At 69.6% G+C, this 12,152-nt stretch carries 12 protein-coding genes and 1 pseudogene; 7 read left to right on the forward strand and 6 right to left on the reverse strand.

Going from position 1 to position 12,152, the window contains the following annotated elements:
- Nucleotides 1-28 precede the first annotated feature (28 nt).
- The 6 genes from ACP95_RS04175 (at nt 29) to ACP95_RS04200 (ending at nt 7,466) form a co-directional block, all read left to right on the forward strand.
- The gene (locus ACP95_RS04175) at nt 29-1,462 is read left to right on the forward strand and encodes a cytochrome ubiquinol oxidase subunit I (RefSeq protein WP_049979998.1); all 1,434 of its coding nucleotides are present in this window, start codon (nt 29-31) and stop codon (nt 1,460-1,462) included.
- Entirely contained in the window at nt 1,455-2,450 is a 996-nt protein-coding gene (cydB, locus tag ACP95_RS04180; protein ID WP_049979999.1) for a cytochrome d ubiquinol oxidase subunit II, read from the forward strand. Before ACP95_RS04175 ends, cydB begins: the two co-directional genes overlap by 8 nt.
- Nucleotides 2,443-2,673: a hypothetical protein gene (locus ACP95_RS04185; protein WP_049980000.1), complete on the forward strand. Its 231-nt coding sequence runs from the start codon at nt 2,443-2,445 to the stop codon at nt 2,671-2,673. The genes cydB and ACP95_RS04185 overlap by 8 nt, the downstream gene beginning before the upstream one ends.
- 115 nt (nt 2,674-2,788) lie before the next feature.
- Nucleotides 2,789-3,622, forward strand: a complete 834-nt coding sequence (locus ACP95_RS04190; RefSeq protein WP_049980001.1) for an RIO1 family regulatory kinase/ATPase domain-containing protein — start codon at nt 2,789-2,791, stop codon at nt 3,620-3,622.
- An 84-nt stretch (nt 3,623-3,706) separates the two neighbouring features.
- The gene (locus ACP95_RS04195) at nt 3,707-5,230 is read left to right on the forward strand and encodes an aldehyde dehydrogenase family protein (RefSeq protein ID WP_049980002.1); all 1,524 of its coding nucleotides are present in this window, start codon (nt 3,707-3,709) and stop codon (nt 5,228-5,230) included.
- Between the two features lie 103 nt (nt 5,231-5,333).
- A complete protein-coding gene (locus ACP95_RS04200; protein WP_049980003.1) occupies nt 5,334-7,466 on the forward strand; it encodes a PAS domain S-box protein in 2,133 nt (710 codons plus the stop codon).
- 15 nt (nt 7,467-7,481) lie between these two features.
- Here ACP95_RS04200 and ACP95_RS04205 read toward each other — a convergent pair whose 3' ends face one another.
- Together ACP95_RS04205 and ACP95_RS04210 are read right to left on the reverse strand one after the other, a co-directional pair.
- Complete coding sequence (locus ACP95_RS04205; RefSeq protein WP_049980004.1) at nt 7,482-8,366, reverse strand: DUF7351 domain-containing protein; 885 nt, start codon at nt 8,364-8,366, stop codon at nt 7,482-7,484.
- Nucleotides 8,367-8,436: 70 nt separating this feature from the next.
- Nucleotides 8,437-8,718 (reverse strand): hypothetical protein, encoded by a 282-nt coding sequence (locus tag ACP95_RS04210; RefSeq protein WP_049980005.1) that lies wholly within the window; start codon nt 8,716-8,718, stop codon nt 8,437-8,439.
- Nucleotides 8,719-8,879: 161 nt separating this feature from the next.
- Between ACP95_RS04210 and gfo6 the strand changes: the two genes are divergently transcribed.
- On the forward strand, nt 8,880-9,980 hold the full coding sequence (gfo6, locus tag ACP95_RS04215; protein ID WP_049980006.1) for a D-xylose 1-dehydrogenase Gfo6: 1,101 nt from the start codon (nt 8,880-8,882) through the stop codon (nt 9,978-9,980).
- A gap of 245 nt (nt 9,981-10,225) precedes the next feature.
- Here gfo6 and ACP95_RS04220 read toward each other — a convergent pair whose 3' ends face one another.
- The 4 genes and pseudogenes from ACP95_RS04220 to ACP95_RS04230 form a co-directional block, all read right to left on the reverse strand.
- Nucleotides 10,226-11,035, reverse strand: a complete 810-nt coding sequence (locus tag ACP95_RS04220; protein WP_049980011.1) for a carbon-nitrogen family hydrolase — start codon at nt 11,033-11,035, stop codon at nt 10,226-10,228.
- Between the two features lie 26 nt (nt 11,036-11,061).
- A complete protein-coding gene (locus ACP95_RS04225; RefSeq protein WP_049980007.1) occupies nt 11,062-11,496 on the reverse strand; it encodes an SRPBCC family protein in 435 nt (144 codons plus the stop codon).
- 61 nt (nt 11,497-11,557) lie between these two features.
- A pseudogene (locus ACP95_RS16280) lies at nt 11,558-11,784 on the reverse strand (DUF7123 family protein).
- A gap of 42 nt (nt 11,785-11,826) precedes the next feature.
- Nucleotides 11,827-12,033: a hypothetical protein gene (locus tag ACP95_RS04230; protein WP_049980008.1), complete on the reverse strand. Its 207-nt coding sequence runs from the start codon at nt 12,031-12,033 to the stop codon at nt 11,827-11,829.
- Nucleotides 12,034-12,152 lie beyond the last annotated feature (119 nt).

Here is a 12,152-nt window from a genome sequence, read left to right on the forward strand (position 1 = left end):
GTCGGTCGGCCCGAACGTGGGGGCGTCGATGGTTGATCCGGTCGCCGCGAGCCGGCTCCAGTTCGCGGTCACCACCATCGTCCACATCGTGTTCCCGGTGATGAGCATGGGGCTCGCCCCGTTCCTGATCTACTTCACCTGGAAGGAGATCCGGACGGGCGAGGCGATCTACGAGCGACTGCGGCGGTTCTGGGTGAAGATCTTCGCCGTGAGCTTCGTCGTCGGCACCGTCACCGGGCTCGTGCTGGAGTTCGAGTTCGGCACCAACTTCGCGGCGTTCTCGACGTTCGCGGGCGAGCTGTTCGGCGGACCGCTCGCGACGGAGGGGATGATGGCGTTCATGCTCGAGGCGACGTTCCTCGGGATCTTCATCTACGGCCGCGACCGCGTCTCCGACGCGTTCTACTTCCTCTCCAGCGTCGCGGTCGGGCTCGGCACCTGGCTCTCGGCGGTGTGGATCCTGATCGCGAACTCCTGGATGCAGACCCCGCGGGGGTACGAGATCGTGAGCGAGGGCGGCCAGGAGGCGATCCGCCTCACCGACCCCATGGCGGCGTACTTCAACCCGCGGTTCCAGTACATGTTCATCCACATGCAGAACTCGGCGGTGGAGTCGGTCGCGCTGTTCATGGCCGGCGTCGCCGCCTACTTCGTCTACAAACACCACGTCCGCGGCGACGAGGTGGAGAACGCCGCCTTCTGGGTGAAGACGCTGAAGATCGCGATCGTCGCGCTGGCCATCACGGCGCCGCTGCAGGTGATCCACGGCGACCTGTACGCCCGGCACGTGTACGAGACCCAGCCCCAGAAGTTCGCCGCGATGGAGGCGCTCTGGGAGACCGACACGTACGTTCCGGAGTACATCGTCGCCTTCCCGACAGACCCCTCGCACATCCTCGACCCGCGGGCGAAGGAGCTGCTCGGGATCGGGATCCCCGGCGGCGCGTCGTGGCTCGCCAGCGGCGGCGACCCGCAGGCGGAGATCCGCGGGCTGAACTCCTTCGAGACGGAGGCGCCGCCGGTCGCGATCGTGTTCTGGGCGTTCCGCATCATGGTCGGGCTGGGGTTCTGGTTCATCCTGCTCGCGTTCTGGGCGAGCTACCGCTGGTACCGCGGCGAGCTCGTCGAGGACGACCTGCTGCACAAGGCGTTCATGGGGTCGTCGCTGCTGGGCATCGTCGCCGTCGAGACCGGCTGGATCGTCACCGAGGTCGGCCGCCAGCCCTGGGTGATCCAGGACGTGATGCTGACCGAGAACAGCGTCTCGCCGAACCTCACCGGCGCCGAGGCGACGTTCACCCTCGCCGGCTTCGTCGGCGGCTACGCGCTGCTGCTGGCGCTGTACACGTACGTGATCCGCCGGATCATCAAGCACGGCCCGCCCGAGGTCGAGGGGGGTTCCGTCGGGACCGATTCGGGCGCCGACGCCCCGCCCGAGGCCGAGGTGAGTGTCGATGACTGATCTCGCCGGCGAGGCGCTGTTCGGGCTCCCGCTGCCGGAGATCTGGTTCGGGCTCGTCTTCTTCGTGCTGGCGATGTTCCTGTTCCTCGACGGGTTCGACTTCGGTATCGGCATCCTGTTCGCCACCCGCGAGGACCCTCACGAGAAGGAGACGCTGCTCGCCGCGATCGGGCCGTTCTGGGACGGCAACGAGGTGTGGCTGGTCGTGTTCGGCGGCGCGCTGTTCGCGGCGTTCCCCGAGGCGTACGCCAACCTGTTCAGCCGCTACTACCTGCTGATGTTCGCGATCCTCGCCGCGCTCGGCCTGCGGGGGCTCTCGCCGGAGATGTACGAGGAGCGCGAGGACGACCAGTGGCGGCGCTACTGGGGGTACGCGTTCGTCGTCGGCAGCGCGCTGACGCCGTTCCTGCTCGGAATGTTCGCGATCAACTGGCTCACCGGCGTCGCCGGGATCGTCTCGGTCCCTGGCGTGCTCGGCGGGCTGGTCGTCGTCGCGCTCACGGTCGTCGACGGCGCCGCCTTCCTCGGGCTCAAAACCCGCGGCTCGCTGCGGGACGACGCCGTGGCGTACGGCAGCCGCGCGGTCGTCGCCTACCTCGGCCTCGTCGTGCTCACGCTCGCGGCGGTGTACGTCACGACGCCCGCGCTGCAGTCGGCGCTGCTCTCCCTGCCCGTGATCGCCCTCGTGCTGCTGTCGGTCGCGCTGGCCGGCGGGTACGTCGTCGCCACGCGCCGCGGCGAGTACCTCGTCGCCTTCGCGTCGGTCGGGGGGCTGGTGTTCGGGCTCGTGACGGTGATCGCGGCGACGATGTTCCCGCTCATCGACCGCGCGACGGGGCTGACCGTCGCCGACGGGATCGTCTCGACGCTCCCGCTCAACCTCATGACGATCATGATGGCGCTGCTGCTGCCGATCGTGCTGTCGTACTTCGGGATCCTCTACTCCGTGTTCAGCGGGCCGATCGAGAGCGGGGAGACGTATGGGTGAGGCGGGAGTCCCGCCGAACCTCGGCTCGCGGATCGTCGTGACGTGGGCGGAGCTCACCGTCCTCGGCCTCGCCGGCGGGATCCTCGGCACGGCCGTCGGCGGCCCGCCCGCGCTGGTGGTGTACTTCGCGACGACGCTGCTGTCGGTGGCGATCCTGCTGTACAACGTCAACGTGCTCGTCCAGCGGTCGATTGACGCCCGTGTCGGCGCCGACGGCGGGTGAGCGGGGCGTCTCGCCCCGTTCGAACATCCTACACGCTGCGGAAATTCCGCGGTGTCTCGACCGTGGGCGGCTCCCGGCCGGCCGTTTAAGCACTCGCCCGCCCAACGGACGGTCGATGGAACTCCGGAAGCTCGTCCGGGGCAGCCCCGAGTGGCCCCAGGTCGAGTCCGTCGTGCGCGAACTCGCCGAGCGGTACGGCCGCGAGGTCGTCCACGTGCGGTTTCTGGACGCCGACAACTGGCTCTCGACGCCGCTGGTACTCGACGACGAGTACTTCGTGAAGCTGGTGACCGAGCAGAACTCGCTGGTCCACGCGCTCTTTACGGCGACGCGGAACCTCGGCGCGTTCTCCTCGGGGACGGAGGGCTTTTTCGGCCACTACGGCACCCCCTACCAGATGGCCCAGCACGAACTGGAGGCGACCGAGCGCCTGCGCGAGGTGGGCGTGAACGCGCCCGAGCCCGTCGAGGCGCTGGAGATCGAGGGGATGGGCGTGCTGGTGATGGAGTACCTGCCCCAGTTCGACACGCTGGACGACCTCGACGAGCCCGCCGAGCGCCGGCTCGCGCCCGACGTGTTCGCCGCGCTCCACCGGATGCACGACTACGGCCTCGCCCACGGCGACCTGCGCGCGGAGAACGTGCTCGTCGTCGAGGGGGAGATCTACGTCATCGACGCCACGAACGTCCGCGAGGACGAGGGCGAGGGGGCGACGATGGCGGCGGCGCGGTCGTACGACCTCGCCTGTGCGCTCGCATCGCTGGAACCCCTCATCGGCGCGAAGGCGGCCGTCGACGCCGCGCTGGAACACTACGACGCCCGGGAGCTGCTGGAGGCCCGTGAGTTCCTCGACTTCGTGAGCGTCCGCCCCGACCACACGTTCGCCCTCACGGCGCTGAAAGGGGCGATCGAGACCCGTGCTGGCGAGGCCGAGCGGGAGCGTCGCTGACGGGAGACCGAGCGGGTCCGCGGGAGGGTCGCCGAGGGCCGACCGGCAGGCTTTATCACGCCTACGCCCCCACTGTTCGGACACATGAGCAGCGAACCCTACATGCACTACATCGACGGCGAGTGGGTCGAAGGAACCGGCAGCGAGACGTTCACGAGTCAGAACCCCGCGAACGGGGAGACGCTCGGGGAGTTCCAGCGCGGCACGGAGGAAGACGTCGACGCCGCGCTCGCGGCGGCCGACGACGCGTTCGAGGAGTGGAAGGAGCTCTCCCACATCGACCGCGCGGAGTACCTCTGGGACATCTACCACGAGCTCAAGGACCGCCACGAGGAGCTCGGCGAGATCGTCTCCATGGAGTGCGGGAAGGAGATCTCCGAGGGGAAGGCCGACGTGACCGAGGCGTGGCACATGGTCGAGTGGGCCGCCGGCGACGCCCGCCACCCGAAGGGCGACGTGGTCCCCTCCGAGATCCCGTCGAAGGACGCCTACATGCGGCGCAAACCGCGCGGCGTCGTCGGCTGCATCACTCCGTGGAACTTCCCGGTCGCCATCCCGTTCTGGCACATGGCCGTCTCGCTGGTCGAGGGCAACACCGTCGTCTGGAAGCCGGCCGAGCAGACGCCGTGGTGCGGCCAGATCATCGCCGAGATGTTCGAGGACTCGGGCATCCCGGACGGCGTGTTCAACATGGTCCAGGGGTTCGGCGACGCCGGCGCGGCCATCACCGACGACAGCCGCGTCGACACCGTGCTGTTCACCGGCAGCGCCGCGGTCGGCCACGAGATCGCCTCGAAGGTCGGCGGCGAGCCCGGCAAGCTCGCCGCGTGTGAGATGGGCGGGAAGAACGGCATCGTGATCACCGAGGAGGCGGACCTCGACGTGGCCGTCCACTCGGCGGTGATGTCGAGCTTCAAGACGACGGGCCAGCGCTGTGTCTCCTCCGAGCGCCTGATCGTCCACGAGGACGTGTACGACGAGTTCAAGGAGCGATTCGTCGAGAACGCCAAAAGCGTCGCCGTCGGCGACCCGCTCGACGAGAACACGTTCATGGGGCCGCTGATCGAGGAGGAGCACGTCGAGAAGGTCGCCCGGTACAACCAGCTCGCGAAGGACGAGGGCGTGAACGTGCTCGTCGACCGCGAGGAGCTCGACGCCGACGAGATCCCCGAGGGTCAGGAGGACGGCCACTGGGTCGGCCCGTTCGTGTACGAGGCCGACGCGCAGGCCGACCTGCGCTGCACCCACGAGGAAGTGTTCGGCCCGCACGTCGCCCTGCTGAAGTACAGCGGCGACATCGAGGACGCGGTCGAGATCCACAACGACACCGAGTACGGCCTCGCCGGCGCGATCATCTCCGAGGACTACCGGCAGATCAACTACTACCGCGACAACGCGGAGATCGGGCTGGCGTACGGCAACCTCCCCTGCATCGGCGCCGAGGTCCAGCTCCCCTTCGGCGGCGTGAAGAAGTCCGGCAACGGCTACCCGAGCGCCCGGGAGGTCATCGAGGCCGTCACCGAGCGCACCGCCTGGACCCTGAACAACTCGAAGGAGATCGAGATGGCCCAGGGGCTGAGCGCGGACATCAAGACCAGCGACGACTGAGACGGCGGGGTTCACGGTTCGGCGCCCGTCGCACTCTGGGCACCGACAGCCCACCCACCCACGGCTTTTTTGACGACACAGCTACTCCACAGCGCCGTACAACATGGACGACCCCGGCGGCACGATCCGTGTCCTCCTCGTCGACGACGACCCCGACCTCGCGACGATGACGGCGACGTTCCTCGAGCGCGAGGACGACCGGTTCGACACCGAGACGGCGATCGGCGCCGCGGCGGCGCTCGACCGGCTCGACGACGGGATCGACTGCGTCGTCGCCGACTACGAGATGCCCGACATGACGGGGATCGAACTGCTCGAAGCCGTCCGGGAGGAGCACCCCGACCTGCCGTTCGTCCTCTACACCGGGAAGGGGAGCGAGGAGATCGCCAGCGACGCCATCTCCGCGGGCGTCACCGACTACCTCCAGAAGGAGCGCGGCACCGGCCAGTACGCGGTGCTGGCGAACCGCATCGAGAACGCCGTCGAGGCGTACCGCTCCGAGAAGCTGTTGAACCGCCGGACCCGCCGGCTCGAACGGCTAATCAGCAACCTCCCGGGGATGGTGTACCGCTGCCGGAACGCCCCTGACTGGCCGATGGAGACCGTCGAAGGCGAGGTCGCCGCGATGACTGGCTACGCCGCCGACGCGCTGGAGTCCGGCGACGTACAGTGGGGTGAAGACGTGATCCACCCCGCCGACCGCGAGGAGACCTGGGCCCGGGTGCAGGACTCCCTCGACGAGCGCGGCCGGTTCGAGCTCAGCTACCGGATCCGGACGCGCGACGGCGAGACGCGGTGGATGTGGGAGCGCGGCCGCGGCGTCTACGACGACGGCGAGCTGACCCATCTCGAGGGGTTCATCACCGACGTGACCGAGCGCGAGCGTCGCGAGAGCCGGCTGCAGGAGACCAGCGCGCGGCTGGAGGCGCTGTTCGAGCAGTCGCCGGACATGATCAACCTCCACGACGCAGACGGGACGATCTCCGAGCCCAACGCCCGGCTCTGTGAGAAAACCGGCTACGACCGCGAGGAGCTGATCGGCACGAAGGTGTGGGAGATCGACTGCTCGATCGACTCGGCGTCGGCCGCCGAGATCTGGGACCGGATGGAGCCCGGCGACAGCCGCCGCCTCGAGAGCGAGTACGAGCGCGCCGACGGCTCGACGTTCCCCGTCGAGGTCCACATCCGGCGCATCGACGCCGCCGACGAGACGCTGTTCGCCGTGATCAGCCGGGACATCAGCGAGCGCCGGGAGCGCGAGCGCGAACTCGAGCGCGTCCAGCGGGAGTACGAGGAGCTCATCAACGGGATGAACGACACGGTGTGGGTGATCAGCCGCGAGGGGGAGTTCGTCGCGGTCAACGACGCCGCCGTCGAGCAGATCGGCTACGACCGCGAGGAGCTACTGGGGATGCGCCCCCACGATATCGACGCCGGCATCGACCCCGAGGAGATCACGGCGCTGATCGAGGGGATGCCCGAAGACGACGTGCAGGTGTTCGAGACGGTCCACGAGACCAAGTCCGGCGAGGAGATCCCCGTCGAGATCAGCTCGACGCTCATCAGCTACCAGGGCGAGACGGCGATCCTGAGCGTCGGCCGCGACATCACCGAACGGAAGGAGCGCGAGCGCCGCCTGGAGCGGTTCGCCTCCATCGTCTCCCACGACCTGCGCAACCCGCTGAACGTCGCCCAGGGGCGGCTCGAACTGGCCGCCGAGGACTGCGACAGCGAGCAGCTCGAACACGTCGCCGACGCCCACGAGCGCATGAACGCGCTGATCGACAGCCTGCTCGGGCTGGCCCAGCAGGGCGAGGTCGCGACCGAGACCGAGCCGGTCGCCCTCGAGACGGCGGCCGAGCGCGCGTGGTCGAGCGTCGCGACCGACGAGGCCACGCTCCGGACAGCCGTCACGGGAGCCGTCGTCGCCGACCCGAGCCGGCTCGCACAGCTGTTCGAGAACCTGTTCCGGAACGCGGTCGAGCACGCCGGCCCGGGCGTCACTGTCACGGTCGGCGACCTCGACGACGGGTTCTACGTCGCCGACGACGGCGTGGGGATCCGCGAGGCGGAGCGCGACTCGGTGTTCGAGACCGGCTACACCACCGGCGACGGGACGGGGTTCGGCCTCGCGATCGTCGAGCAGGTCGCCGACGCTCACGGCTGGTCGGTCTCGGTCGCGGAGAGCGAGAACGGCGGGGCGCGCTTCGAGTTCACCGGCGTCGAAACCGCGTAGCGGCCGGGCGGCTGTTCAGCCCGACCGCGCCGTCTCGACGACCGAGAGCTCGCCGTCCAGCGTCACCGTCAGCGTCTCGTCCTCGCAGTCGATCGCGACCTCGAAGCGCTGTGGCTCCTCGCTCGCGAGTTCGATCGCGTCGTCGCTGACACACCACGAGAGCGTCCAGTACGGGCGCTCCGAGAGCGAGACGCCGTGTTCGCGGTGGAAGCCGACCACCTCGCTGTCGTCGAGCAGCGCGAGCCCGACCGCCGAGCAGAGCTGGTGGTTGCACTGCGAGCAGCGGTGGGTCGCGGTGAGACTGCTGCCGAGACAGCACTCGTCGGCGCGCTCGACGGTGGTCACCATCCGGCCGCTGCACTCCGGACAGACGCCGTCCTTCGCGAGGCAGTGGAGATGACGCACGCGCTGGTCGAACGCCGCGAGGATCTCGTCGTCGTCCCGGTCGGTCAGCCCGCCCGGCGGGAACGCGTACTCGCCGTGGCCGTAGCCGCAGTCGGGACACTGGATCGAGAGCCGTTCGTCGTCGTAGACGGCCTCGAGCTCGGCGCCACACTGCACGCACGGGTCGCCGACGTCGATCGGCGCCAGGGTGGGGTGTTCGGTGAACGACCCCGCGAGCACCGCCTGCACCACCTTCTCGCCGGCGTGGCGGAGCTCGTAGCCGTCATCGAGTTTCCGGACGAACTGGTCGGTCAGCTTGTCGAGGTGGTAGTTGAACTGCGCGCTGTCGCGCATCCCCACGGCCTGCCTGAGGTCGGTGAACCGCACCGGCGACGCCTCGGCGGTCCAGAGCGCCTCGAGGATCGAGAGCCGCGTCTCGTTGGCCACCAGCCCGAACGCGTCGGCGGGTTCGACGCAGTCGCCACACTCCTGAATCGACTGGAGCCTCTCGCTCATGCCCTAAATCTCGGCGCTCACCCGAAAAAGTGTTCGGTGAACTGAGTTCCTGTAAGACTGGCGACTGTTCTCAGAGCCGGACGCAGACGCCGGGGCGCTGCAGGCAGAGCCAGAGCGGCCCCGACGAGCGCCGCTGGAAGACGGCGAAGCCGGCGACGGCGCCGACGATGACGCCGACCAGCAGGCCCGCCAGCAGCATCGGCGACGCCGTCGCGGCGAGCAGGCCACCGAGCAGCAGGGCGACCGTCACCGCGGCGCCGCCCAGGGTGCGGGGCTGTTCGACGCGTCGCGGGACGCGCGTGCCGGACGTATCGAGTCGGGGGACGACGGGGTCGGCATCTGGGTCGGTCATGCGAGTAGGAGTACGGCGTGGGCGCCCAAAAGAGTAATCTGAATGATGTTTCTGTAACCGTCGTTACTGAAGCGGAGTTCACCAGTGGCGCGCCGTCCTCCACGGCGCCCGACGCCGGCTCCGTCGCCAACCGTTTTCCCGTCGGCTCCCAACCCGGACCCATGGACCTACAGGGACTTGTCGACGCCGCGTCGACGCGCGACTGGGACACCGACACCGAGGGAACCGTCTCGCTGGCCGTCGTCGGCCTCGGCAACTACGCCCGGAACGTCTCGATCCCGGCGATCGAGGCGGGCGAGTACACCGACCTCGGCGCCGTCGTCTCCGGCGACCCGGAGAAGGCCGCCCGCGTCGCCGACGACCACGACGCCGTCGCGCTCGACTACGAGGGGTACGCCGAGGGCGAGGCCGTCGACGCCTACGACGCGGTGTACGTCGCGACGCCGAACCGACTCCACCTCGACCAGATCCGGACCGCGGCGGACCACGGGAAGCACGTGATCTGCGAGAAGCCGCTGGAGGCGACGACCGAGCGCGCCGCCGCGGCCGTCGACGCCTGCGAGGACGCGGGCGTGACGCTGATGACCGCCTACCGGATGCAGACCGACCCCGTGATCCGGGCGCTGGGCTCGTTCGTCTCGGCGGGCGGCATCGGCGAGCCGACGAAGGCGATGGGGGAGTTCACGTTCCCCGTCCTCGGCGGCTCGAAGGGGCCCGACCAGTGGCGCCTCGACGCCGAGCTCGCGGGCGGCGGCGCGCTGATGGACGTTGGCGTCTACCCGCTGAACACGACGCGGTACCTGCTCGGCGCCGACCCCGGCGCCGTCGAGGCGATGGCCCGGGCGGACGAGCCGTTCGGCGACCGCCCGGAAGACCCCGAGAGCCCGCGGTTCGCCGACGAACACGTCCACGTGCTCGCGGCGTTCCCCGACGGCGTCGTCGGCGAGTTCACGGCGAGTTTCAGCGGCGAGGCGGACACGTGGCTGGAGCTTGTCGGGAGCGACGGCCGGATCAGGGTGGAGAACGCGTTCGTCCCGGACGGCGACCGCGTCGTCCGGATCAGCACCGACGCCGGCGACGTGGAGTTCGCGGGCGTCGGCGCCGACGAGACCCGCGAGGAGTTCGACTACTTCGCCCACTGCGTGCTGACGGGGACGCCGCCGGAGCCCGACGGCCGGGACGGGCTGACCGACGTGGCCGTCACGGGCGCGGCGTACGAGGCGGCCGAACGCGGCGAGCGCGTCGCTGTCGAGCGACAGTGATCGAAAGGGGGTAGCGCGGTGGAAGGCGGGCGGAGGCGGATAGTCGGACCGGGTGGCCCCCGTGGTCGGTCCGACAGTGCGCCCTTGGTGGCGGACCCCTCGCCACGCGGTCGAGCGCGGTTGGCTGTCGACGTTACGGCGAGAAAAGCGCCGTGTCCGTCGACGGTAGCCCGTATCCGAGTGACGGACATAAATCCACGGGTCCCGGCCCGTGAACGACGGGCCAGTCGCGCGACAGGAGCCGACTACAGTCGGCGGTCCCGCAGCGCCGGGAACTCCTCGCGCACCGACTCGACGCGCGATGGCGAGAGCGACGCCGTCACCAGCTCCGGATCGTCGTCGCAGGTTGCGATCGGCGTCCCCCACGGGTCGTACACGGTCGAGCGACCGACGAGTTCGTCGTCGCCCATCTCGCCCGATCCGTTCACCGCGGCGACGTAGGTGAGGTTCTCGATCGCCCGCGAGCGCGGCAGCGTGCGCCAGTGCTCGACGCGGGGGTACGGCCACGCGCTCGGGACCAGCACCAGCGAGACGCCCGCGTCGGCGAGCTCACGGTAGAGCTCGGGGAACCGCAGGTCGTAGCAGGTCGTCATGCCGACGGTGAACCCCTCGAACTCCACGGTCGGCAGCGACTCGCCGGGCGTGAGCAGCTGGTTCTCCGCGGAGTCGTAGCCGAACAGGTGCTGCTTGCGATAGACGGCCTGCAGCTCGCCCTCGCGGTCGAGGAACACGGAAGCGTTGGCGAGCCCGTCGGGCTCCGGCGTGTCGAACCCCGCGTCGGCGCTCGCGGCGAGATCCTCGACGACGCTGCCGGCCTGGACCGCGACGCCGTGGTCGGCGGCGGCGTCGCCGACGCGCTCGAGCGTCGGGCCGTCGATCGGCTCGGCGTGCCGGGCGTAGGCGTCGAACGCGAAGTAGCCGACGTTGAACATCTCCGGCAGGCAGACGAGGTCGGCGCCCTCCTCGGCGGCGCGCTCGACGGCGGCGACCGCGCGGTCGACGTTCGCGTCGACGCGGCCGGCCTCGACGCGGTGCTGGGCCAGCGCGACCGTGATCTCGTCGTCGCGGCCGATCGGCTCGGTCATGGTTTCAGCCCCAGCTCCTCGCGGAGCGCGGCCTCGAGGTTGTCGAGCTCGGCCTCGAAGTTCTTCTTGAAGAACCGCTCGACGCCGGGGAGCCGGCCGTCGACGACGAACTCGTTGCGCAGCGTCGTCGTCTCGCCGTCGGAGTCGATGGTGTGTCGGCCGGTCACCCGGAGCGCCTTCGACTTCCCGACGAACTCGACGTACTCCGGCGGGTCGCGCTCGACGTCCTCGGTCTCGACGGCGACGGTGGCGCCGATCCCCGGGATCGGCAGGCTGACCTGCCAGACGGCCTCCCGGCCGTCCTTGCCGGTGATCTCGTACGATTCGACGACGCTGATCGCCTCGGCTCGCTTGGCGGGGTCCGCGATGAACTCCCACACCTGCTCGGCCGGGGCGTCGAACGTGAAGGTCCGTTCGACACGGACGGTCATAGCGGTCGTACGGGACGGGGGGTGATAACGGGTAGGGACTGCGACAACGAGCGCGGGGTGGTTACCCCTGGGGTTCGACTCGCCAGGTGGTGGACTTCGAGCGCCCCCACTTCTCGATCTCCACGTCGTCGGACTTCTCCGCCAGCGTCGGCAGCCGGCTGCGACCTGTTTGGCCGAGAGTCCGATGGACTCGGCGATGTTCTTGGCCCGGAAGTACCGGTCCCCAGAGGAGACGCTGTGGCGCAGGTACGCGACGATGCGTGCCTCCTCCTCGGTGTAGTCGGTCATTCGCGTAAGGGTAGGGCGTTCGCGGTCTTAACGGTTTCCCGGCTACTCCCCCCAGAGCAGGTGGATCGCGGCGACGGCGCCGACGCCGACGGTCATCGCGACGGCGAAGGGGATCGCCGCGACGTGCATCCCGCTGTCGAACGTCGCGCTCGGGGAGGTCACCGCGAGCCAGGCCGCGGCGGCCAGCGCCACCACGGTGAGGGTGACGCCGACGCCCAGGCCGAGATCGGACGAGCTTTCGTGTGCCATACTCCCTCTTCCGGCGGCCCGGCAAGTAGTTCTTGCGAACCGACGGCTTCGACCTGTTGCTGCGGGCCCCGGAGGGCCCTGGCGAAAGCTCGACCGAGAGCCTGCGAGCTCCCTTCGGT

The organism is Halolamina rubra, assembly GCF_000739555.1.
GTDB classification, from domain to species: Archaea; Halobacteriota; Halobacteria; order Halobacteriales; family Haloferacaceae; genus Halolamina; species Halolamina rubra.